General features: G+C 60.1%; 22 protein-coding genes. 4 read left to right on the top strand and 18 right to left on the bottom strand.

Annotation, left to right across the window (positions count from 1 at the left end; genetic code table 11):
* Positions 1-16: 16 nt before the first annotated feature.
* Both NLU14_RS12175 and NLU14_RS12170 read right to left on the bottom strand, forming a co-directional pair.
* Positions 17-688, bottom strand: coding sequence for an SDR family oxidoreductase (locus tag NLU14_RS12175; RefSeq protein ID WP_275706866.1), 672 nt, complete (start codon positions 686-688; stop codon positions 17-19).
* Positions 689-744: 56 nt separating this feature from the next.
* The gene (locus NLU14_RS12170; protein ID WP_275706864.1) at positions 745-1,548 is read right to left on the bottom strand and encodes a helix-turn-helix domain-containing protein; all 804 of its coding nucleotides are present in this window, start codon (positions 1,546-1,548) and stop codon (positions 745-747) included.
* Positions 1,549-1,657: 109 nt separating this feature from the next.
* Between NLU14_RS12170 and NLU14_RS12165 the strand changes: the two genes are divergently transcribed.
* Positions 1,658-1,999 (top strand): hypothetical protein, encoded by a 342-nt coding sequence (locus NLU14_RS12165; RefSeq protein ID WP_275706863.1) that lies wholly within the window; start codon positions 1,658-1,660, stop codon positions 1,997-1,999.
* Between the two features lie 53 nt (positions 2,000-2,052).
* On the opposite strand, the gene NLU14_RS12160 is transcribed toward NLU14_RS12165, so the two are convergent.
* Both NLU14_RS12160 and NLU14_RS12155 read right to left on the bottom strand, forming a co-directional pair.
* On the bottom strand, positions 2,053-2,514 hold the full coding sequence (locus NLU14_RS12160; protein WP_275706861.1) for an MgtC/SapB family protein: 462 nt from the start codon (positions 2,512-2,514) through the stop codon (positions 2,053-2,055).
* Positions 2,515-2,594: 80 nt separating this feature from the next.
* Positions 2,595-3,674 (bottom strand): alpha/beta hydrolase, encoded by a 1,080-nt coding sequence (locus tag NLU14_RS12155; RefSeq protein ID WP_275706859.1) that lies wholly within the window; start codon positions 3,672-3,674, stop codon positions 2,595-2,597.
* A gap of 233 nt (positions 3,675-3,907) precedes the next feature.
* Here NLU14_RS12155 and NLU14_RS12150 point away from each other — a divergent pair, with 233 nt between their 5' ends.
* The gene (locus NLU14_RS12150) at positions 3,908-4,726 is read left to right on the top strand and encodes a M90 family metallopeptidase (protein ID WP_420845065.1); all 819 of its coding nucleotides are present in this window, start codon (positions 3,908-3,910) and stop codon (positions 4,724-4,726) included.
* A gap of 6 nt (positions 4,727-4,732) precedes the next feature.
* Here the strand turns inward: NLU14_RS12150 and NLU14_RS12145 are convergent, their stop codons facing one another.
* Entirely contained in the window at positions 4,733-5,689 is a 957-nt protein-coding gene (locus NLU14_RS12145) for a GlxA family transcriptional regulator (protein WP_275706857.1), read from the bottom strand.
* Between the two features lie 184 nt (positions 5,690-5,873).
* Here NLU14_RS12145 and NLU14_RS12140 point away from each other — a divergent pair, with 184 nt between their 5' ends.
* Positions 5,874-6,695, top strand: coding sequence for a methyltransferase family protein (locus NLU14_RS12140; protein WP_275706855.1), 822 nt, complete (start codon positions 5,874-5,876; stop codon positions 6,693-6,695).
* 10 nt (positions 6,696-6,705) lie between these two features.
* Here the strand turns inward: NLU14_RS12140 and nuoN are convergent, their stop codons facing one another.
* The 13 genes from nuoN to ndhC all read right to left on the bottom strand — a co-directional run bounded on the left by nuoN (position 6,706) and on the right by ndhC (position 21,542).
* Entirely contained in the window at positions 6,706-8,148 is a 1,443-nt protein-coding gene (gene nuoN / locus NLU14_RS12135; RefSeq protein ID WP_275707216.1) for an NADH-quinone oxidoreductase subunit NuoN, read from the bottom strand.
* The gene (gene nuoM / locus NLU14_RS12130; RefSeq protein ID WP_275706853.1) at positions 8,145-9,680 is read right to left on the bottom strand and encodes an NADH-quinone oxidoreductase subunit M; all 1,536 of its coding nucleotides are present in this window, start codon (positions 9,678-9,680) and stop codon (positions 8,145-8,147) included. Before nuoM ends, nuoN begins: the two co-directional genes overlap by 4 nt.
* Positions 9,677-11,545, bottom strand: a complete 1,869-nt coding sequence (gene nuoL / locus NLU14_RS12125) for an NADH-quinone oxidoreductase subunit L (protein WP_420845064.1) — start codon at positions 11,543-11,545, stop codon at positions 9,677-9,679. Before nuoL ends, nuoM begins: the two co-directional genes overlap by 4 nt.
* On the bottom strand, positions 11,542-11,850 hold the full coding sequence (nuoK, locus tag NLU14_RS12120; RefSeq protein WP_275706851.1) for an NADH-quinone oxidoreductase subunit NuoK: 309 nt from the start codon (positions 11,848-11,850) through the stop codon (positions 11,542-11,544). The genes nuoL and nuoK overlap by 4 nt, the downstream gene beginning before the upstream one ends.
* Complete coding sequence (nuoJ, locus tag NLU14_RS12115; protein WP_275706849.1) at positions 11,847-12,374, bottom strand: NADH-quinone oxidoreductase subunit J; 528 nt, start codon at positions 12,372-12,374, stop codon at positions 11,847-11,849. The genes nuoK and nuoJ overlap by 4 nt, the downstream gene beginning before the upstream one ends.
* A gap of 18 nt (positions 12,375-12,392) precedes the next feature.
* Positions 12,393-12,941 (bottom strand): NADH-quinone oxidoreductase subunit NuoI, encoded by a 549-nt coding sequence (gene nuoI, locus NLU14_RS12110; protein ID WP_275707212.1) that lies wholly within the window; start codon positions 12,939-12,941, stop codon positions 12,393-12,395.
* 42 nt (positions 12,942-12,983) lie between these two features.
* Entirely contained in the window at positions 12,984-13,961 is a 978-nt protein-coding gene (gene nuoH / locus NLU14_RS12105; RefSeq protein WP_275706848.1) for an NADH-quinone oxidoreductase subunit NuoH, read from the bottom strand.
* Entirely contained in the window at positions 13,958-16,675 is a 2,718-nt protein-coding gene (nuoG, locus tag NLU14_RS12100; protein WP_275706846.1) for an NADH-quinone oxidoreductase subunit NuoG, read from the bottom strand. Before nuoG ends, nuoH begins: the two co-directional genes overlap by 4 nt.
* Positions 16,676-16,693: 18 nt before the next feature.
* Positions 16,694-18,076, bottom strand: a complete 1,383-nt coding sequence (gene nuoF, locus NLU14_RS12095; protein ID WP_275706844.1) for an NADH-quinone oxidoreductase subunit NuoF — start codon at positions 18,074-18,076, stop codon at positions 16,694-16,696.
* On the bottom strand, positions 18,073-18,588 hold the full coding sequence (gene nuoE, locus NLU14_RS12090) for an NADH-quinone oxidoreductase subunit NuoE (protein WP_275706842.1): 516 nt from the start codon (positions 18,586-18,588) through the stop codon (positions 18,073-18,075). Before nuoE ends, nuoF begins: the two co-directional genes overlap by 4 nt.
* Positions 18,588-20,363 (bottom strand): NADH-quinone oxidoreductase subunit C/D, encoded by a 1,776-nt coding sequence (gene nuoC / locus NLU14_RS12085; RefSeq protein ID WP_275706840.1) that lies wholly within the window; start codon positions 20,361-20,363, stop codon positions 18,588-18,590. Before nuoC ends, nuoE begins: the two co-directional genes overlap by 1 nt.
* Positions 20,364-20,374: 11 nt before the next feature.
* Positions 20,375-21,052 (bottom strand): NuoB/complex I 20 kDa subunit family protein, encoded by a 678-nt coding sequence (locus NLU14_RS12080; RefSeq protein WP_275706839.1) that lies wholly within the window; start codon positions 21,050-21,052, stop codon positions 20,375-20,377.
* Positions 21,053-21,125: 73 nt separating this feature from the next.
* Positions 21,126-21,542 (bottom strand): NADH-quinone oxidoreductase subunit A, encoded by a 417-nt coding sequence (gene ndhC / locus NLU14_RS12075; protein ID WP_275706837.1) that lies wholly within the window; start codon positions 21,540-21,542, stop codon positions 21,126-21,128.
* Positions 21,543-21,951: 409 nt separating this feature from the next.
* Here ndhC and NLU14_RS12070 point away from each other — a divergent pair, with 409 nt between their 5' ends.
* Entirely contained in the window at positions 21,952-23,367 is a 1,416-nt protein-coding gene (locus NLU14_RS12070; protein WP_275706835.1) for an ice-binding family protein, read from the top strand.
* Positions 23,368-23,419: the final 52 nt, after the last annotated feature.

The following is a 23,419-nucleotide window of genomic DNA, read 5'->3' as shown; positions in this document are numbered from 1 at the left end:
CACTCCTGGCCATTCGTTACCAGGGCAGCTCCTCGCCGTTGCTGTGCCAGAACGAACCGGTGTTCTCCAGATTCAATCCTTCGATCCTGGCGGCAAGGCCTTTTGCTGATTCCTCGGGAGTGATCAGCCCGCCAAAGTTCACCATGCGGGTTTGCACATAGCCGGGATGGAGCTGGGCCACGGCGATGCCTTTCGGTTTCAGGTCCATGGCCAGCGATTTTCCAAAGGCATTCAATGCCGCCTTGGAGGCACGGTAACCATAGCGGCCACCGGAATCGTTGTCGGCAATGGAGCCCATGCGGCTTGTGATGTTGGCGATCCTGCCGCCCTGCGGAATCTGCGGCACCAGCGCCTCCGCCACTCGCAGCGGCGCGTAGGCATTGATTTCCATCTGGGTGCGGATGGAATCGAAATCGATGCTGCCCAGATTTTCATCCTGTAGCAGTCCGGCATTGTTGATCAGCAAGTCGATCGATTGCCCTTTCAGCTCGTCCGTCAGTTTCCCGATGCCACTGTCGGTGGTTACATCCACCCCTTCAATGACACGAGCAGCCACTTCCCTGAGCTCTGCGGACGCCTCCCGACAAACACCAATCACATCGCTGCCCTCACGGGCGTAATGGCGAGCAAGTTCAAGGCCGATGCCACGATTGGCACCGGTAATGACAACGGTTCTGTTATCAGGCATGGAAACCTCCTGGTCTGTGGGAAAGGTTCACTTATACGGACTAACGGCCGCGGAGTTCAACCCGCAAACTGTGAGAAGAACCGACGCGCTCCCTCATTGGCGGGAAAAATCATCTCAACTCTCAACTCAGAGAGAAAAACGTCATTCACCGGCCCGAAACGGGCGATCATTGTGGTGGTTTCCAGAATTTCCCCGCCCATATTCAGGCGCGTGCGAATGGAGGGGCTATCGGGCATCATGTCCGGCCTGGGGGTATCCCGCAAAAGGTCCTGGATCTCCAGGATCAGCGCCTGCATGCGCTCATCGCCCCGGTAACGCGAAGCATCACTGACTAGGTGCTCATAGGCTGCCCAGGCCACTTCATCCCAGTTTACTACCAGTTCCTTCCATTTTGGCGACGACAGATAGGTCTGGTAAAGGTTGACGGGGTTATCCGCCCTGAATTCCGGAAACATCAGGTAGGTTGTGGCGTTGCCATCCACCACATCGCCCCAGCGGTTAAGCACCAGGGCGGGATACGGTTGGTGGTTGGTGATTAGCTCGTGAATGGCCTTGCGATATACCACCAGCTCGCTGCTGTGGTAATCCTCCTCGAAATAGGCCGCCGGCAAACCCGCTGCCATCAACAATTCATTGCGCTCTCGCAAGGGAATATCGAGGGTTTCAGCCAGCTTCAGGATCAGCTCCCGCTTCGGGCGGGAACGACCGGTTTCTATAAACGAAAGATGGCGTGGAGAAATTTCCGCCTCAAGGGCCAGATCAAGCTGGCTCATACCCCGATGACGCCGCCAATAACGCAGTTTGTGCCCAAATGCGCTGCGCTCACCATTCCGGGAAATCGACGTTTCATTGATAGTCATGGTGCCTGGCCTTTACCTATTCGGGAAGTGCGCCGGGGTCGCCGCCGGTGCATGCTCTTGACTGAAAGCATAACCAATTCTGGCAATGCGCACACGGAGGCAATGGACAATGATACTGACCCGAATCGTTCCACTGGTTTTCATACTCTTCACCAGTTTCACACTGTGGGTACTCGCCACCTCAGGTGAAGGCTTCTGGCAATGGTTTTTCAGCCTGTTTACTCAAAAGGAGTCCCTGCAGGTCGTGCTCGACCTGGGCATAGCCGTGCTGCTACTGATGTATTTTCTCTACCGTGATCATGTGGCCCAGGGCGGGCATTTCAGGAGTTTTGTGCCCTTCCTGATCGTCACACCCATGCTGGGCGTGATAGCCCCGCTCGCCTATCTGACGCTGCGGGCAATGCAACCACGGTGGTTTATTCATCCGGGCCAGGGGCCACAACGTATCTGAAACCAGACAATCGTCCGACGACACCAAAGGGGCCAGCGAATTGCTGGCCGAAGTCACTGATCGTTCTCTTCGGAAACCAGTTCCCTCTCGAAGCGGCCAAGAACCACCATAATCACCAGTGCCATGACCGTCACCATCCCCGCCAGGTAGAAATTGTTAATACCCGCGGAGACCCCAATGGCACCCGCAAGCCAGATTGAGGCTCCAGTGGTGATGCCCTGAATTTGCCCGCCGCTGCGGATGATGCTGCCGGCACCCAGGAAGCCGATGCCGCCAACCACGCCCTGGACTACGCGGGTAGGATCGATGCGGGCAGACGGATCACCCTCCGCCGTGGAATACAGTACGCTCATCCCGATGATAATGAAGGTTGCCGACCCCAACGATACCAGCATGTGGGAACGCAGCCCGGCGGGCTTGCCACGCAGTTCGCGCTCAAGGCCGAGGAACAAAGCAAGGCCCGCAGCAACAGAGAGCCGGAGTAGCATATCCAGGGGAGGAATTTCAGTTTCCATGCAACCTCTTTAGCAACGCAGTATTTAGCCAGTTTCAGGTCAGGCTAATAGTAGCATCTCAGGAATACCTCGGGCCCGACTCACAGCAGGTGAATGTTCCGTGACGGATCGAAGCGCGTTCTTTTTTCGGCCACTTTTCCGTTCAAGGCCGCCGTAAAGAAATCAAGCACCTTCCTGTTTCTGAGGGGTGTTTCCTCAAAGTAGGCGTGGGCATCTCCGACATGGGGCTGGCCGGTAAAGTCCATGTAAGTCGCAACCCTGGAATCCAGCCTGCGCAGGTAATGCCCCAGCCGTGCCTTCTGCTGTTCACCCATTTTCAACCGGGACGCCTTCAGGGCGCCATCGTTCTCGTTGAGGGTGATATACAGCCTGTTTCGATACTGGATCCGGTCAACCCACTCAGCGTGGTTTTCGTTATTGGTGTCCGCCGCAACCATCACAATGTTGTCGAATAGCAGGCGGTCGCCGTTGTAGACCGAACTTTTCAACAGATGCTTGTAAAGATAATTCCCCATACTGTGGAGCATCATGTTCACGGTAAACGGGCAGTGCTTCTGGACCTCCTTCGCAAAGTAGCTATCCCACGCAGCGGCATTGTCCTTGAATCGCTTTTCAGCCCGCACTTCCAGTTCCATTACATACCGTGCATGGAACTCGCTGACCAGCACCTCCAGCTTCTCAAGCACGCGATTGAAGGCACCTACCGAGGCGAGCGCATCCCGCTTGTCGCTCTTGTAGCTCAGTACTCCGCGCAGTCCGCCGCCGTTGGCGGGCCAGCTAAAAACGATGACTTCAACGTCGTAGTTTTCTTCCAGCCTTTCAGCCCGATCAAGTACATCCGTCATATCGTTGTTGAAACCGTGAACAAACAGCAGCAGGTTTTTCCCCGATTCCCGGGAACCCGGGCCATGCCCTCCCTTTTCGATCAACTTGCGCGCCACATAGGCGCTTGCGGGGTAGGTATTGTCTGGGTTCAGGCCAACACTTTTCGCCATTTCCGGCGTTATCTGGTCAGGGAGAACGTCAACGTGCCAACGGTCCCCCCTGCGGGACACCTCGGCCAGCCGTAGCTCGTTGGGTCCCTCAATTGGCTTGCTGCCAAAGGCCTCGCTTTCGCTGTGTTTGCTTTCATCGACGGTTCGATTGGTCACTATATACATGGAGCATGTCCCTTGGTGCTTCCATGCCACGGAACAACCTGGTGGCTACCACTGAGAGGAAGTGAACAAAAAGTATCCTGACGACCGCTTTCCAAACCCTTATGATAAACGGCATCAGAATTCAGATGCGTGATGCGTGATGCGTGATGCGGGATGAGTATCCACCCGCTCCTTATTTAATTAGCAAACCGAACTAAAATGTCAAACCATCAAAAGGCACCGGAATCTCGCCAATGCTGATCTACACCCTCTGTGCGTTGGCTGTCATTGCCTTCTCCGTTTTCTACCTGTTTTTCTACCGCAACTGGCGGCGGGCAAGGCAACTGCAACAACCTTTCCCGGAACACTGGCGGGGATTGCTCCGTTCACAGCTGCCCATGTACCGCACACTGCCCCCAAAACTCCAGGAGCAACTGGAACACCACGTTCAGCTATTCCTGGCTGAGAAATCCTTTTATGGCTGCGACGGTTTTGAGGTGGACGACACCGTGCGACTGACTATTGCCAGCCACGCCTGCCTGTTAATCGTTGCCCGCAGCTACTCGGATTTCGATGAGGTGCGCAGCATCCTGGTCTATCCGGATGCCTACCACGTCAGGGATGTTGAAAGCGACGGGGTGGTGGTCAGTGAAAGCAACGAAATCCGCGCCGGTGAAGCCTCCAGCCGCGGCCAGGTCGTTTTGTCATGGGCGGAGTGCGAGGAAGGTGCCGTCAATCCGGACGGGCACCACAACGTGATCCTCCATGAGTTCGCCCACCAACTGGACTACCTGGACGGCACCGCCGACGGCGCGCCCCCACTCAGCGGCGAACAGGCTCGGCACTGGCAAGACACCATGACACGGGCCTACGAGCATCTGCAGGACTCACTCCGCCATCATCAGAAACCCTGGCTTGATCCTTACGGTGCCAGCGAACCCGCCGAGTTTTTCGCCGTGCTGACGGAGACATTCTTCCAGCAGCCCCATCATCTCAAGCAGGAACAACCGGACGTTTACGAGGCACTGTGTGGCTTCTACCGGTTGGACCCGCTCTCGATTGCAGCGCGTTGAAACAGGTTATTGAGACTCCTGGGCAGGCAGCAGTTGCAACACATCCGGCGGCGTGCGAAAAGCCTTGCGATATCGGGCAGGTGTCATACCGGTGATACGCCGGAAAATCTGCCTGAAATAGGCAGGGTCTTCATAGCCAATGCGCCAGGCCGAATCCTCCACGCTCAACTCTGTGCTCTCAAGAAGGTTCTTGGCCTCTTCCACCCGCAGGTGTTGGATGTAGCCCACCGGCGTGTGACCGGTTGCCTGGCGAAACCGGCGCTGAAAGCTGCGCTGGGGAATTTGCACGCGCTCCAGCATCGCCTTTACCGGTTCCGGGTGGGAGAGATTGTCCGCAAACCACTGCTGGGCCGAACGGATCACCGCATCCTCATGCTGGAAGTTCTCCCGGAAGCAACTGTAGGCGTTCTGGTCAAGTTCATGCCAGTCCAGGAGAAACAACTTGGCCACCCGTCGGGCCGACGCAGCACCAGCGTAGCGGTGGATCAGATAGAGCATAAGATCATGCCAGGACGCATGGGCGCCCGCCGTCACCAGGCGCATATCACGGCCGCCGGCAATCAGCGTACGTTCCGCCCGAAGATCCACACCGGGATACAGGCGCGAGAACAAATCCGCGAAGGCCCAGTGGGTTGTAGCGGGCTGGCCATCGAGCAGCCCGCTGGCTCCCAGGGCCAGTGTCCCGGTACAAGCAGCGCAGATCAGCGCACCGCCTTCATACTGTTGCTTCAGCCAGGCAATCACCTGCGCATCCAGGGTGAAAGGCTCGGTGGGTACCACAGCAAGTGGTGGAACATAGACGATATCAGCCTGACCACTGTCAGACAGCCGAAAATCCATCTCGAGGGAGGGACCATAGGTGGTATTCACCCTTTCCTCCAGGCCCACCATGAAGGTTTCGAAGCATAAGCCACCTACCTGGTCGGTGCGCCCATCCAACAGGCTCAATAAGTTGTCGTCCACAGTGAGGAGGTCCTGGGCACCGATCACCCCGGAAGCGAAAGACTGCGGCAATGTGAGAAGAAAGACACGTAGCATGAATAATGTGGCCAGTTTGTCCCGCTTTTCCTCCAAAATGCCTCTTATAACCAAGATAGCCGATAGAGAGACTGACTGCACGGATCGCCAGAATCACAAGGAGGCAGCCATGAGCCAATCCGTCCAACAATCGTCTACTCAGTCACGAGTGCTGGTTTTACTGTACTCCATCAGTGCCTATCTCGCCTTCCTGGCCGTCTTTATGTTCTTCATTGGCTGGTCGGTCGGGATCATTCTGCCCTGGACCATCGACGGCCCGGCGCTTTGGTTCCAGACACCCACACCGTTTGCCGCGGTTGCCGTGAACACTGGGTTAATCGTGCTGTTCGGGTTACAGCACTCGATAATGGCCAGGCAATCCTTCAAGTCCATGCTCACCCGGGTTGTCCCGCAAGCCGCTGAGCGGGCCACGTTTGTTTGGATCTCGAATCTGATGCTGGCCATGATCATTGTCTGCTGGCAACCTTTACCGGGGGCAATCTGGCATGCAGAGGGTATGTTGTACGCCATCGTGCTGGCCGTGAACCTGGCTGGTTGGCTGATACTTGTGAGTTCAACCTTTATGGTCGATCACTTCGATTTTATTGGCCTGCGCCAGGCCTGGAACAACCTGCGGCGCCGCACACCTGAGCCGCCAGCGTTTGTCACTGCCTTCGCTTATCGTTTTGTGCGTCACCCGATGATGACCGGCCTGATAATCGGCCTTTGGGTTGTTCCGATTATGAGCTGGGGCCATCTGGTTCTCTCCGTGGCACTGAGCGCTTACATCCTGGTGGGAACACGCTTTGAGGAACAAGACCTGATCAAGACATTCGGTGAACAATATCGCCAGTACCGGGCGCGGGTTCCCATGCTGTTTCCCCGTCCCGGTTCGTCGGTTTCGGCAACCTCGAAACAAACAGGGATAACCGGGACACAGACACAACGTTAGTGGCCGGGTTCTACAGGGCTGCTGTGGACAGCCCTGCCACCCAGTCAATCATTGGCGTCGGGTAGATCCCCAAAATCAGGATCAACACGGCTACGACCAGTAGCGTCAGCCCGCCAATCCGGCTGCCCCAGTCATTGGTGGCGTCCATCCGGCGCATGCCGGGTTCCGGCAGGTAAAGTGTGACCATCACCCGCAGGTAGTAAAACAAACCAATGGCGCTACCGGCCACGATACCGCCCACCAACCACCAGCGGCTATCGGCAACACCAAGCGCCAGCACGTAGAATTTGCCAATAAAGCCAGCGGTGAGTGGAATACCCGCCAGGGACAGGAAACTCACCGTCATTACCGCCGCCAGCCAGGGGCGGCGCCAGAACAGGCCACGGTAATGGTGCAGCCCGGCTGCGTCCTCACCACTGAACGGACTGGAAAGCTGGGTAACCACGCCAAAGGCCGCCAGGGTGGTGACCAGGTAGGTAATCAGGTAAACCCCAACGGTTTCCACCGCCAGAGCCCCTCCCACGACGATGGCCACCATCAGGTAGCCAAAGTGGGCAATGGAGGAGTACCCCAGCAGGCGCTTCAGGTTGGGCTGGAACAAGGCCAGCAGATTCCCCCCCAGCATGGTAAGCAACGCCAGCACGGTAACCAGGGTACCCAGCCAGTCACTATCAAAGGCCGGCGCCGTCATCACCAGGCGCAGCAAGAGTACGAACACCGCCAACTTGCTGACCGTGGCCAGGAAAATGGTGGCCGGTGCGGGGCCGCCCTGGTAGACGTCCGGAGTCCACAAGTGGAAGGGTACAATGGAAAGTTTGAAACCGAGACCAACCAGCATCAGCACGGCCCCGGCCAGGCTCCACACGTCCGGGCTGGTCGCCAGCCCCGCAACCAGGCCCGCCAGGTCCAGGCGCCCGGTGCGGGCATAGATCAGCGCCATGCCAAACAGCAGGAAGGCGGTGGCGGCAGCAGACAGGATCAGGTACTTGATACCCGCCTCCAGCGACCGTTCCGCCCGGAAACTGTAGGCCAGCATGCCGTAGAGCGGCATCGACAGCAGTTCCAGGCTGATGAACAGGGTCGCCAGGTGGTTACTGGCCACCAGCCCCAGTGCCCCGGTGACGGCACACAGGAGCAACAGGTAGAACTCCTCCCGGGGGCCAATATAGCCGGTCAGGTAATGATGGCTCAGGGCCACCGTCACCAGCGCGCACAACAACACCAGTACACTGCCCATAATGGCCAGCCCGTCCATAGTCATCAGCGGCGGCGATGACAGCGCAGTGGACGCCACCGGCAGGCAGGCCAATGCCAGAACCAGACCCGCCGCCGATAGCCACGCGGTGATACCGTGGTGTCGTTGCCAGGCCACTCCCAGCATAACCACCACGGCCGTGGTACCAACAACGACCAGCGGTAGCAGAGCGACCAGGTTCACCAGGGTCAGCATCAGTTCACCTCCCCTGCCCGATGGGCCAGTTCGGTCGCCGCTTCCTGAAACAGTTCCGCCGCCGGGCCGGCAATGGGCAAAGTGATGTCCAGCAGGGGCTGCGGATAAAGCCCGACCACCAGGGTCAGTACCAGTAGCACCAGCATCATGCCGTACTCCCTCGCATCCGGCCCGGCCAGGGCACCGTGGCGGTATTCAGGGCCATGGTGCACCCGCTGCATCAGCAGCAGGGAATAGATCGCCGCCAAGACCAGCCCGACACTGGCAATAACCACCACCACCGGCGCGCTGGGGAAGGTGCCAAACAGCACCATGAATTCCCCCACGAAGTTGGCGGTGGCGGGCATACCCAGGGATGCAGCGACGAAGCACAGGGTAAATCCGGGGATCACCGGTATACGCCCCCACAAGCCGCCCATGATGCGCATGTCACGGGTGTGGATACGCTCATAGAGCTGGCCGCTAAGGATAAACAGCCCGGCACTGGAGAAGGCGTGAGCCACCATGAGAATGATGGCGCCCTGTATCGCCAACTCCGACCCCGAGTACAAGGCAATCAGCACAAAGCCCATGTGGGAGATACTGGTGTAGGCAATCAGGCGTTTGATGTCCTGCTGCCCGCAAGCCAGCACGGCTCCATAGATAATACCCACCAGCCCCAGGGTCATGGCCACCGGCGCGAAAGCCTGGGACTCTTCCGGAAACAGCGGCAACGCAAACCGCAGGATGCCGTAGGCCGCGGTTTTCAACAGGATGCCGGCCAGGTCGACGCTACCAGCCGTGGGTGCCTGGGCGTGGGCATCCGGCAGCCAGCCATGGAACGGCACCACCGGTAGCTTCACGGCAAACGCGATGAAAAAGCCCAGCATCAGCCACGGTGCCAGCGCGTCCGGAATGTCGGTACCCAGCAGGGTATCGTAGCTGAATGACAACTCCCCGGTGTTCGAGTAGTGCACGAACACCAGCGCAATAATCGACACCAGCATCAGCAGGCCGCTGGCCTGGGTGTAGATGAAGAAACGGGTGGCCGCGCGAATACGGGTCTGGCCTGCCGAGCCGCTGTGTCCCCACAGGGCAATCAGGAAATACATCGGCACCAGCATCATTTCCCAGAACAGGAAGAACAGGAACAGGTCCAGAGCCAGGAACACACCTACTACGCCGCCAAGAATAAACAGCAGGTTCAGGTGGAAGAAACCCACACGGTGGTCAATCTCATGCCAGGAACAAAGTACCGCCAGGGCACCAAGAAAGCCGGTCAGCGCCACCAGGATCAACGACAGGCCATCCATCGCAAGGTGAATCTCGATACCGAAACGGGGTATCCAGGGTGCTCGCCATTCCAGAAGCCAGTGCCGGCTGCTCTCTCCCGGAAGAGCGAAGTCGCCGGTTATCCAGAGCACGACGCTGATCACCAGTACGAACAGCATGGTGGCCAACGCAATCCAGCGCGGTGCCCGGTCGCCCCAGAGGTCCGCCTGCCAGCACAACAGGCCACCAACGAACGGAATCAGGATCAGCCACACAAGGATCATGCCGGGCCTCCCGGCAGCAGCGCCAGCGCAAGAAGAATCGCCGTGGCCCCGAATACCATCACCAGGGCGTAACTGCGTACCCGGCCATTCTGGCTTCGTACCAGGCCGGCATTCAGCGCCCGTGCCATGACGGCGGGCAGGTTCATCACCAGGTTCACCAGATCGACCCGCAGGAACCTCACCATTAACTGCCAGGGCCGTACCAGAAGCCGGTCAAACAGGGCGTCGAAGCCCCAGGCGTGGTGCCAGATCGTCCACAGGCGCGCGCCGATTCCGTAGCTGGCCTTGGTCGCCAGCCAGTCCCGTTGCCACAGGAACAGCCACGCCGCCAGTAACAGGCCAGCGATGGCCGCACCCATGGCCAGCACTTGCAGCAGGGTATGGCCGGTCTCGATGGTCTCGCCGGGAGCTTCCGGGAAAAGCTCGCCAAGGCCCGGATAGACCCAGGCGCCAATAAAGGTGGACAGGATCGCCAGCACGATCAGCGGCAGGTGGTGGGTCACGGGGTTGGTCCCTGGCTCCGGGTGGCGGGCATGGTCGCTGCCCGGCTCGCCATGGAAGGTACCGAGGATCAGACGCACCGTGTAGAGACCGGTAAGCACAGCACCCAACAAGCCGACGATCAACAGCCCGGTCTGGTCCGCCGCCATGGCCTGCCACAGGATCTCGTCCTTACTGAAGAAGCCGGCGGAAACCAGCGGCAACGCCACCAACGCCGCACCCCCAACCAGGAAGCCACCGTAGGCCACCGGCAATTTCCGCCACAGGCCACCCAGCTTGCCCATATCCTGCTCATGGTGGCAGCTGATAATCACCGCCCCGGCAGACAGGAACAACAGGGCCTTGAAAAAGGCGTGGGTTACCAGGTGGAAGATGGCGGCATCGAACGCGCCCACGCCCAGGGCCACGAACATGTAACCAATCTGGCTCATGGTGGAATACGCCAGTACCCGCTTGATATCGGTCTGGGCCAGGGCCGCAAAGGCCGCCAGCAGCAACGAGACGGCACCAATGATGCCCACCAGCAAGAGCACATCCGGCGCCAGGAGGAACAAGCCATTGAGCCGGGCGATCAGGTAAACACCCGCTGTAACCATGGTGGCTGCATGAATCAGCGCTGACACCGGGGTAGGCCCGGCCATGGCGTCGGGTAGCCAGGTATGCAGCGGTACCTGTGCGGATTTACCCAGGGCGCCGCCTAGCACCAGCAATGCCGCCATGTTGGCAGTGGTGCTGCCCCGTTCCCAGAGTTCCGGCGCCCGGGCCAAAACCGTGGCGATATCCAGGGTGCCCAGTTCCATGAAGATCACGAACAGCCCCAGGGCCAGGAACACGTCGCCGATGCGGGTCACCACAAAAGCCTTGAAGGCGGCCCGGCCGTTGGCGCTGTTCTGGTAGTAGTAGCCGATAAGCCCGTAGCTGCACAAGCCAACGCCCTCCCAGCCCAGGAACAGCAACAGCAGGTTATCCCCCAGTACCAGCAGCATCATGCTGAACACAAACAGGTTCATCCAGGCATAGAAGCGGATAATGCCTTCCTCCCCGGTCATGTACCAGGCCGCGAACAGGTGAATCAGGAAGCCCACGCCGGTGATCACCGACATCATCACCAGCGCCAGACCATCCACCGCCAGACCAATAGTAGGTTGGAAGTCCCCCACCGCAATCCAGGTCCACAGGGTGACGGTTTCGCTACCGCCGGAGTGCGTTATCACCAACCACGCGGTCGCCAGCGCCGCCAGCCCGACACTGCCCACCCCGATAAGCGAGCTGGCACGGGCACCCAGGCGGCCGGCGGAAAAGGCCAGTATCAGTGTGCCCGCCAGGGGAAACAGGAACGAGAGTATCACCGCCAATGCCATCATCCACGCATCCTGCTGGCTGCATCGAGATTAAGGGAGCGGAACCGCTGGTAGAGCTGGATCATCAGCGCCAGCCCAACACTGGCTTCCGCCGCCGCCAGGGTGATCACCAGCAGGAACATGGCCTGCCCGTCTGGCTGGTTCCAGGCGGTGGCGCCTACCACGAAGGCCAACGCTGCCGAGTTGAGCATCACTTCCAGGCTCATCAGCACAAACAACATGTTGCGGCGCAGCATCAGCCCCAACAGCCCGAGGCTGAACAGGATGGCCGCCAGGATCAGTCCGTGCTCCATGGGTATACCTGTCATCCGTTGCCTCCCCGGTTGTGAAGGTTACGAAGCGGGTTGCCGCGCCGGCCCACGTGGGAAGCGGTCACCAGTGCCGCCAACAGCAGGATGGCTGCCAGTTCCACCACCATCAGCCAGGGCCCGAACAGGGTCAGTGCCACGGCCCGGGCAGTCAGCAGTTCGCCGTCAATGACTTTGGCCACACCGCCCTGGCTCATCAACGCCACCAATGCGCCCAGCAGTATCAGCGCCAGCAGGGTCGGCCCTATCCAGTAGCGGGGGTGGTTTAGGACCTGGTCCCGTTCCGCCTCCGACCTGAGATTGAGCATCATCACCACGAACACAAACAGCACCATGATCGCCCCGGCGTAGACGATGATCTCCAGGGCACCGGCAAACGGCGCACCCAGGGCAAAGAACACCAGCGCCACGGCAATCAGCGAAACGATCAGGTACACTACCGCATGGACCGGACTGGTACCGGTAATTACGCCAACGGTGGCCAACACCGCCACCAGTCCACTGAGGTAGAAAGCCAGTTCCATCAGGATCTCCTTGTCCGGTCAAGGCAGCAGGGTGCGCACATCTTCCGGTGCCTCCTCGTTGCTCGCCTCGCCCTTGTCCTTACCACCAATGGCCATGCCCGCCACCTTGTAGAAGTGATAGTCATGGTCCTTGCCGGGGCCATTGATCAGCAGGTCCTCTTTTTCGTAGACCAGTTGCTGCCGGTCGTACTCTCCCATCTCGAAATCCGGCGTCAGCTGGATGGCGGAGGTCGGGCAGGCTTCCTCGCACATGCCGCAGAAGATGCAGCGGGAAAAGTTGATGCGGAAGAACTCCGGGTACCAGCGACCGTCTTCCTGCTCGCCTTTCTGCAGGGAGATGCAATCCACCGGGCAGGCCACCGCGCACAGGTTGCAGGCCACGCAGCGCTCCTCGCCGTCCGGGTCGCGGGTCAGCACGATGCGACCCCGGTAGCGGGGAGGCAGATAGACTTCCTGCTCCGGGTAGTTCACCGTCTCCCGCTTGCGAAAGCTGTGCATAAACACCATGCCCAGGGTACGCAGTTGGGACCAGGTGGCCGGTACCAGCCAGAGCATGGATTTGATGATCGGGACCTTTTCTCTTTCCATAAGTCCTCCTATACGCACTCTTCAGGCGCCAACCAGGAGCATCACCGCCCCGGTGGCCAGTAAGTTGATTAACGTCAGCGGCAGGCACACTTTCCAGCCGAAACTCATCACCCGGTCATAGCGGGGCCGGGGCAGCGATGCCCGCAGCAGAATGAACAGCATCAGGAAGAAGCCGGTCTTGAGGGCAAACCACAGGATCGGTGGCAGCCACGGCCCGTGCCAACCGCCGAAGAACAACGTCACGATCAGTGCCGACACCAGCACCATGCCGACATATTCGCCAATGAAGAACAGGCCGAACTTCATGCCCGAGTACTCGATGTGGTAGCCGTCCGCCAGCTCCTGTTCCGCCTCCGGCTGGTCGAATGGGTGGCGATGGGTGACGGCGATACCGGCGATCAGGAAAGTGGCGAAGCCAAAGAACTGGGGAATAATAAACCAGAAGCCTTCCTGGGCGTTGACGATGTCCCGCAGGTTGAACGACCCGGTCAGGGCCACCACACCCATCAGCGACAACCCCATGAACACTTCGTAGGACAGGGTCTGGGCCGAGGCCCGCATGGCACCCAGCAACGCGTACTTATTGCCGCTGGCCCAGCCCCCCAGCAACACCGCATACACGTTGATGCCCGCCATGGCCAGGAAGAACAGCAGCCCGATGTGCATGTCCGCCACGCCCCAGCCCGGTGTGATGGGAATAATCACAAACGACAGCAGCAGAGAGGCGAAGGCAATAACCGGCGCCAGCACGAACAGCGGCCGGTCGGCAAAGGGCGGTATCCAGTCCTCCTTGAAGAAGATCTTGATCATGTCGGCCACCAGTTGCAGGGTACCGAAAGGCCCTACCCGATTGGGCCCGTAACGGTCCTGCCACAGCCCCAGCAGGCGGCGCTCAACAATCGTCAGCACGGCGCCCAGCAACACAGCACCCAGAAGGATCACAAGGGCCTGGAACATGCCCCAGAGGATGGCGGCCAGTTGCGGAGTCCACCAGCTCATGGCTCACCTCCCACTGGCTTGTGCAGCGTTATGGATTCCCCCTGCAGCAATCCCGCAACCAGTCCGGCCGGCAGGCCTGCCCAGCCAGTGGGCCAGTCTGCCTGCTCCAATACCAGCAACGTCAGCCCTTCACCGAGCATTACCGTGTCTCCGGCCTTTATTTCCAGGCGATGGGCATCGTCAGTGCTCAGGATGACACTGGGCGCTTCTGTCCGCTGCTGGATGGGCGTTGCCCGGGCGGAGGTTTCCTCACCCCCGAACAATCGGGGCAGGATCAGTGCCCGCAGGCCATCCGTGCCTTCGGCGCCTGGAATCGGTTGGCTGTAGCTGCCCTGCCCGGGCACCGGGTGAATCAGGCGCACGCCGGGGTCACCGCCGCGAAGGTGCCCACCCACTTCATCGGTGAACTTGTTCCAGGCCTGGGGCGAATTCCAGCCCGGCGCCCAGGCAAAGGGCACCTGTTGCCGGGGCTCGTGGTAACCGCTGTAGCCCTCCATGGAATAGGCAAAGGCCGAATCCGGATCCTGGGGTACCCGTGGCTCACTGACATCCTGGTTGGCTCGCATAGAGGTGCGGCCGCTATAGCGGTGTGGTTCCCGGGCCAGCCGCAGACCATCAATGCGGTAGTGCGATCCTGGCGCCGCGCCGGTCATGCCGGCCAGCACTGGATGGGCGTCGGCACAGGCCGCTATCACGGTATCCAGGGTTATATCGCCAGCTTTCTCGCCGCGCTGGTTCACGGTCAGGGCGTGCAACCAGCGCCAGCTTTCGTGGATACGGGTTTCCGGCCGCATGTAGACCGGGTCGTACACCTGGAAGAAACGCTGCGCCCGGCCTTCCAGGTTCACCAGGGTGCCATCGGACTCGGCAAAACTGGCGGCGGACAGCAGGAAGTTTGCCCGGGCGGCTGTTGGTGTGCGCTGGTGGTCGAGGACAATACAGGTGTCCGTCCGCGCCAGGGCGGCATCCACCCGTTGGGCGGGCATGCGCTGGTAGAGGTCATTTTCCAGTACCACCAGGACATCGGCATTGCCCTGGGCCAGTTCGTCCAGGGCCCAGTCCAGGGGCTGGCCGCCCATCAGGGCAAGCCCGGTGCTATTGGCCTCGCGCCGGATCAACACCAGCCCGCCTCGTTTCGCGCGCCGGGACAGAGCCCGGGCGACATTGCCGGCGGCCTCGAGCACCGCTTCCGAGGCCAGTGAACCACCGCTGACCACCAGCGGGCGCTCCGCGTTCATCAATGCTTCGGCGATGCGACCAGCCGCCTGTTCGTCTTCAGCGGAAAGGCCTTCCGCCGCCGGGGCGGCGGGATCAATCCTGTGGGCCACGGCAAAGCCCAGCCGGGCTATTTGCGCGGGGCCCATGGGATAGCGGGCCTCGGCCACATCGTCCAGGTCCGTCGAGGCCGGCCAGGCGATAAACAATGGATGGTAACGGTCCTGCGCCAGGGTTTTGAGGGCCTCAGCGTTCCACTGGGGGATACCGATGGATTCTCCCAGTGCTTCGGCCCGGGCAAGAGCCGCCTGGCGCAGACTCAGGCCCAGACGGCCGGCGCTCTGAACCGGGTCTTCCCCCAGTACCAGCACGGCGTCGTGGCTCTCGATCTCCCGCGGGGTGGGGGCTGGCAGGCCGGCATGGCGCTGGAGGTTATTCATCAGCGCAAGGCAGGCCTGTTCCCGGGCCTCAATGCCGTTGGAGAAATTGTCCTTGCCGACCAGCGCCTCCAATTGGTGATTACTCTCAAGGCTGGCCCTGGGCGAGCCAATGCCGATAACCCGGCGGGCGTGATGCAGTGCATCGCTGATCCGGGCCAGGGCATCATCCACATCAAAACTGACAGGTTCGCTGTCTGGCGATTCCCGCCACTCTGGCAGGCGGGGCCGGTCGGAGCGGTTCACATAACCGTACCCAAAACGACCACGATCACAGAGAAAATAGCCATTCACCTCGCCATGGTAGCGGTTCTCAATCCGGCGTATCTCGCCGTAGCGTTCCCCCGGGCTGGTGTTGCAGCCCATCGAGCACTGGTGGCAGATGCCGGGTGCGAACTGCAGGTCCCACTTGCGGGTGTAGCGCTCTGAATGGCTCTGATCCGTGAACACACCGGTCGGGCATACTTCGGTGAGGTTGCCGGCGAAGGGGCTTTCCAGTACGCCTTCCTCATAGCGGCCGAAATAGACGTTGTCCTTGGCACCAAAGGCGCCCAGGTCGGTTCCACCAGCGTAGTCGTTGTAGAAGCGCACGCAGCGATAGCAGGTAATACAGCGGTTCATCTCGTGGGCAATGAACGGGCCCAGGTACTGGTTGCGGCGGGTGCGTTTGCGGAACCGGTAACGGCGGCGGTCGTGGCCGGTCATTACCGTCATGTCCTGCAGGTGGCAGTGGCCGCCCTCCTCACACACCGGGCAGTCGTGGGGGTGGTTGATCATCAGCCACTCCACCACACTCGCGCGGAAGGCTTTTGCTTCCTCATCGTTAATATCGATGCGGGTCTGGTCCGCCGCAGGTGTCATGCAAGACATGACCAGCATGCCCTTGTCGTCGTCCTTGTTCTTGTACTGTTTGACGGCGCACTGGCGGCAGGCGCCGACACTGCCCATGGCTGGGTGCCAGCAGAAATAGGGAATATCCAGGCCCAGGGACAGACAGGCCTGGAGCAGATTATGGGCTCCGTTGACCGTATAGCTTTGTCCATCCACATGAATCGTTGCCATGATCCCGCCTATCCTCTTTTAGACTTCCCCCACCGGGATCGGATCCTGGTGGGCCTTACCCCTGGGCTTGCTGACGCCCTGCTCAAACTCGTGCCGGAAGTGTTTCAGTGCCGTCTGCAGGGGCATGGCGGCACCAGGCGCATGGGCACAGAAGGTCAGCCCTGGGCCGCAATCCGCCGCCAGCTTGTCCAGCAGTTCAATATCGCCGGTTTCCCCCTGCCCCAGTTCCAGCGCCCGCAACAGTTTCACGGTCCAGGGCAGGCCGTCGCGACAGGGAGTGCACCAGCCGCAGGATTCGCGCGCAAAAAATTCCTCCAGGTTGCGCATCAGCGCCACCATGCTCTGCTCCTGCGGTGCCATCGCCAACAGGCCGGTGCCCAGGCGACTGCCCTCCTTGCCGACGGTGTCGAAATCCAGTGGCAGATCCAGATGCTCTGGCAACAGGAACCCGGTACTGGCGCCGCCGGGCAGCCAGGCCTTGAGCTGCCGGTTGCCGCGCATTCCCCCTGCCCGATCGAGGATTTCACCGCCAGTGGTGCCCATGGGCAGTTCCCACAGACCCGGCTTTTCCACTGGGCCGGAAATGCCGTAAAGCTTGCTGCCGCCATCGTCGGTGCGATCGCCGGAAAGGGCCTGGTACCAGTCGGCGCCGTTGAGGATTACCGCCGGCACGTTGCACAGGGTTTCCACGTTGTTCACCACCGAGGGCTTACCCCAGGCCCCGGACTGGCCGGGAAACGGCGGCTTGGCCCGGGGGTTGGCACGCCTGCCCTCCAGGGAGTTGATCAATGCGGTTTCCTCACCGCAGATATAGCGCCCAGCGCCCGTGTGTACGGCGATGTCGAAATCAAAGCCGCTGCCGTTGATGTCGGCACCCAGCCAACCTGCCTTCCGGGCTTCCTCAAGAGCCCGGTTCAGCACCCGGGCCGACTCCACGTACTCGCCACGGAGAAAGACGTAGCCATAAAAAGAATTGTTGGCCAATGCTCCCAGAATCATGCCTTCGATCAGCAGATGCGGCTGTTGCTCCATCAGCAGGCGATCCTTGAAGGTACCCGGCTCCATCTCGTCAGCATTGCAGATCATATAGCCCCGAGGCATCTCGCCCCCCTGCAGGGTCAGGCTCCACTTGAGCCCTGCGGAGAAACCGGCACCGCCGCGTCCCCGAACATTGGCCTCTTTCATAGTGGCGATAATGGCCTGCGGATCACCCTCATCCAGGGCCTTGCGAACCGACTGGTAACCGTCCTTGCGCAGGTATTCCTCAAGCCAGACCACCTCGCCGTCATCACGCAGTCGCCATGTCAGCGGATGGGTGTCCGGGCGACGCTCCGCCTCCGGCTGCAGCAGCCGGCTGCGATAGCGTAGCGAATTACGCTGGCTGGAAACGGACTGGCTCATGGGTAACCCTCCAGCAGGCCCGGCAAGTCGTCCGGTGACACCGGGCCATAGGTGTCGTCGTCAATCATCAGGGCCGGCGCACCATCGCAGGCGCCCAAGCAGCACACCGGCAACAGTGTGAAACGCGCGTCTTCGGTGGTCTGGCCGTAATCAATCCCCAATTGACTCACCAACGCCTGCTTCAGTTCATCGAAGCCGGTAAGAAAGCAGGAACTGCTGTCGCAGACCAGCACCACGTGACGCCCCACCGGCTGGCGGAAAATCAGGCTGTAGAAGGTCGCAACACCCTCCACGGCCGCCGGACCAATACCCAACACCCGGGCAATGGCACCAATAGCCCCATCCGGTACCCAGCCGTATCGGCGCTGGACAATCTTCAGGGCCTCGATGCAGGCGGCCTGGGGCTGCTCGTAGTGCGCCATTTCCTTCCGCATCGCGGTCTCGTCCGCCGGATGCAGTTCGAAGCCGTCGCTGCCGATAATCCTGGTTGTCTGTGGTGTCGTTGCCATCATCAGCGGTCCACGTCTGCCATCACGAAGTCGATACTGCCCAGGTGGGCAATCAGGTCCGGCACGAACCCGCCCCGCATCACCGCCGGTATCTGCTGCAAGTGCGGAAAACTCGGGGTACGGATGCGGGTGCGGTAACTCATGGTGTTGCCATCACTGGTCAGGTAATAACTGTTGATGCCCTTGGTTGCCTCTATCATCTGCAGGGATTCATTGGGCTCCAGCACCGGCCCCCAGGACACCTGCAGGAAGTGGGTAATCAGGGTTTCGATGTGCTGCAGCATGCGCTCCCTGGGCGGCGGCGTGGTCAGCGGATGGTCCGCCTTGTAGTCGCCGGCCGGCATATGGTTCACACACTGCTGGATGATCCGCAGGCTCTGGCGCATTTCCTCGATACGCAACTGGCCCCGGTCGAAGACATCGCCGTTGTGGCCCAGGGGCACCTCGAAATCAAACTGCTCATAACCGGAATAGGGCCGCTGCTTGCGCAGATCAAAGTTGCAACCGGTGGCCCTCAGGTTGGGCCCGGTCACACCCCATTCCAGCGCCTCGGCGGTATTGAAGGCCGCCACGTGGCGGGTACGCTCGCGCACGATGGCGTTTTCCATCATCGCCCGCTCATACTCCTTCAGGCGTGCCGGCATCCAGTTTAGGAAGCCCTGAACCAGTTTTTCCCACCCCTGGGGCAGATCCTGCATGACACCGCCGATACGGTACCAGGCCGGGTGCATGCGAAAACCCGTAATCCCCTCAATCACCTCGTAGCCCCGCTGCCGATCGCTGAAGGTGTAGAACACCGGCGACATGGCCCCGAGGTCCTGCAGGTAGGTGCCCAGGAACAGCAGGTGGCTGGTGATGCGGAACATTTCCGCCATCATTACCCGGATCACCTTCACCCGGTCCGGCACCTCAATGCCCGCCAGCTTTTCCGCTGCCAGCACATAAGGCAGGTTGTTCATCACCCCACCGGTGTAATCGATGCGGTCGGTGTAAGGGATGAAACTGTGCCAGGACTGACGTTCGGCCATTTTCTCGGCGCCACGGTGGTGGTAGCCGATGTCCGGCACACAGTCGACGACCTCCTCCCCGTCAAGTTGCAACACGATGCGGAAAGCGCCATGGGCGGATGGGTGATTGGGCCCCAGGTTAAGGAACATGAACTCAGCGCCGTTACGTTCCCGCTGCATGCCCCAGGCTTCCGGCTCGAATCGCATCGCTTCCTGCTCCACGTCCTGGCCCTCAACGGTCAGGGTGTAGGGATCAAACTCCGTGGCCCGGGCCGGATAGTCCTTGCGCAGGGGGTGGCCGGACCAGGTCGGTGGCATGAGAATGCGCGCCAGGTGGGGATGGCCGGCAAAGGTAATGCCGAACATGTCCCAAACCTCCCGCTCGTACCAGTTGGCATTGGCGAACACCTGGCCTACGGTGGGCACCTGCAGATCGTGCTCCGGCAATGCCACCTTCAGGATCAGGTCTTCATTACGCTCCACGGACAGCAGGTGATAGAACACCGTGAAGTCGGCCTCGGGCAGGCCATTCCTATGGCCACGCAGACGCTCGTCCACCGCAGACAGGTCGTAGAGCATGGTAAATGGTGCCGGTTGCTGCTTCAGGTGAGCGAGGATGTCCACGATGCTCTCGCGACGCACCCAGAATACGGGCATGCCGGTCAGTGTGGGCTGCACATGCAGTACATCCTCCCGGAACCGACCCAGCAGGTCTTCGGTGTCAGCGCCTTCAGCGGCGGTATGGAATGTGTCAACGGTGTCTGTCGTCATGGTCCTGGTCGTCAGAGTTTGTCCGGGGTTCGCAGTTCCGTGGCCTGGATGCGCTGGTCCCGCCACTTTTCCCGCTGGGAAGGCATTTCCGCCCTGTAGACGCCCTGGTCACCCACCACCCAGGATAACGGCCGACGCTCCTCCTGGATCGAGTCCTGCAGCAACTGCAAACCCTGCAGGAAAGCCTCTGGCCGGGGCGGACAACCGGGCACATACACATCCACCGGCAGGAACTTGTCCACCCCCTGCACCACCGAATAGATATCGTACATGCCTCCGGAATTGGCACAGGAGCCCATGGAGATCACCCACTTGGGCTCCAGCATCTGGTCGTAAAGCTGCTGGATCACCGGCGCCATCTTGATGAAACAGGTACCGGCAATCACCATGAAATCCGCCTGCCGGGGCGAGGCCCGGATCACCTCGGAACCGAAGCGGGCGATGTCGTGGGGAGCGGTGAAGGCGGTGGTCATCTCTACATAACAGCAGGACAACCCGAAGTTGTAGGGCCACAGGGAGTTCTTGCGGCCCCAGTTGACCGCGTTATTGAGAACCTCGCTGAGCTTGCCAGTGAACACGTTGCGCTCAAGCTGGCGTTTCACCGGGTCCTCCGACGGCTCCTGCTTTCGTGCCGGATACCGGCTGTCACCTTCCGGTGAATGCTCTGCCCTGGTCAATGTGTAGGACATGCTGCGCCTCCATGGGCACTGGTCCCGACGGTGAAATCACCGCCGGCCCGCGCCGTTGCTCAGGTGCGTTAGATCAGCCTGCCGAACTACGGTGCCTGCCGCTGGATGATTCCGGCGCCCAGTCCAGGGCACCGGTACGACTGTCATAAAGCAGGCCGGCCAGCAGGATCAGGATAAAAACCGCCGCGCCCCAGAACCCGGTCCACCCCACGTCGGGGATGACAATGGCCCAGGCAAACAGGAAGACGGCTTCGATATCAAAGATCACGAATAGCATCGCGACCAGATAGAACTTGACGGAAAAGCGCTGGCGGGCATCGCCGGTACCGACGATGCCGGATTCAAATGGAAGGGATTTACTGACACCTTGGCTACGCCCACCAAGCAAGCTTGATGCGCCCACCATAAAGGCACAAAGACCCAACGTGGCAACGATAAAGAAGCCAGTGGCCCAGTAGCGGGCCAGCAAGTCGGTGACAGTATCGGCCATGCGCTCTCCCTGGCAGCGTTGCGGCTGCCGTTGAGAAAACCGGTGGTGCTTCAGTATGAAGCCTTGTCTAAAAACCTAACAGTGGAATGGCGATTGCGCAAATAATGGTGGTTGCCTGCGGCTTCCGGCAACAAATATAAAACTGTTATCCGGCAAGATAGGGTGTATAACAGTTACCAGCCGTGTTGAAACGGTCTCTCCAAAAAGCGCAAACCAAGCGCATTCAGATAAACCTCTGTGCATTCCAACGGTTCCCGTAGATGCGCAAGGCTTCCGAGAATGAGTACGTGTTGCTCACTTCCAACAACTGGTTGTACACACCTTGTATCGCTGGTTCCAAATAGCAGGTTCTATTATGGGTATTTTTCAAAAATACTCTCGGTCGTTAATGGCCTTTTTCGTATCCCTCATGTTCGTATCACTCACCGCGTGTTTTGATGGCAATGGCAGCGGTAGCAGCCTCAATACCGGCGATGACAACCCGGATGTGATCGCTTCGCTCGCGGTGACCTCCTACGCTCCAACCGATGGCGCCACCGCCGTTGGTACCAATAGCAAGGTTGTCGCGGTGTTTAACAAGGCAATGAAGCCGGAAACCCTCACCCAGAACAGTTTCACCCTTCAGGGTGCAGGTGAAACTGCGATTGTCGGAGCTGTCGGCTACAACGCCGACACCCGAACCACCACACTGGCGCCAAACGGCGCACTGACACCCAACACTGTCTATACAGCCACAATCACCACGGTGGCTGAGGACGAATCCGGCGCCAACCTGTTGAACAATGTGGAGTGGTCCTTCACCACAGCGGCAACGACGGATACGGCTGCGCCAACCGTCAACACCAGTAGCCCGGCAGACCTGGCAACGGATGTACTTCGCAACACCAAAGTGAATGTCACTTTCAGCGAAGCGATCGACCCGGCCACCCTATCGGGCACCTCGTTCAAGCTGAGCAAGAACTCAGACAGTTCGGTTGTGTCAGGCAATTTGCGCTACGTAAACCCCACTACCGTGGTGTTTAGCCCAGCAAGTGTACTGGACGATTCGGCAGCCTATACCCTGACGCTAACGACAACCCTTACCGACCTTGCGGGTAATAGCCTGGTGCTGTCGAGTATCGGCTTCACCACAGGATCGGAGGTGTCTTCAAGCCCGGCTACGGTTGACCTGGGTACCGCAGGAAACTACGTGATCCTTGCCAAAACCGGCATCTCCACCACCGGCACCACCAAGATCACAGGCGACATCGCCGTCAGTCCCGAGGCCCGCACTGCCATTACCGGCTTCAGCGAAACGCTCGCTCCTGACGGCACCTTTGCGACCTCATCCCTGGTTACAGGCAAGCTGTTTGCAGCGGATATGACCTCGCCGACTCCCACACAGCTCACCACCGCCGTCAGTAACATGGAAACCGCCTACTCCGACGCAGCTGGTCGCCTTGACCCCGACTTCACCGAACTTGGTGCTGGCGAGATTGGTGGCTTGACGCTGGATCCAGGCCTTTACAAATGGGGTACCGGCGTGCTGGTTACCTCCGATGTGACGCTGAACGGTTCCGCGAGCGACGTCTGGATTTTCCAGATCGGTCAGGACCTGAAGCTGGAGGATGGCAAGGCCGTTGTACTGACCGGAGGCGCACTGCCTGAGAACGTGTTCTGGCAGGTTGCGGGTGAAGTCACCTTGCAGGCCGGTACCACTTTCAACGGCATTATGCTGGGCCAAACGGCGATTGTGGTTAAGTCAGGCGCGGTGATTAACGGCCGGGCACTGGCACAAACCGCCGTAACGCTCATCTCCAATGATGTGAACGAGCCTGCCCAGTAAGCATTAAATCTCCGCAGGACAGGATGTCAAAAAACCGCGACGCTGATCGCGG

Source organism: Marinobacter iranensis (assembly GCF_029207565.1).
Lineage (GTDB): Bacteria > Pseudomonadota > Gammaproteobacteria > Pseudomonadales > Oleiphilaceae > Marinobacter > Marinobacter iranensis.
The sequence above is the reverse complement of the archived record's forward strand: the minus strand, read 5'-3'. Positions and strand labels throughout refer to the sequence as shown.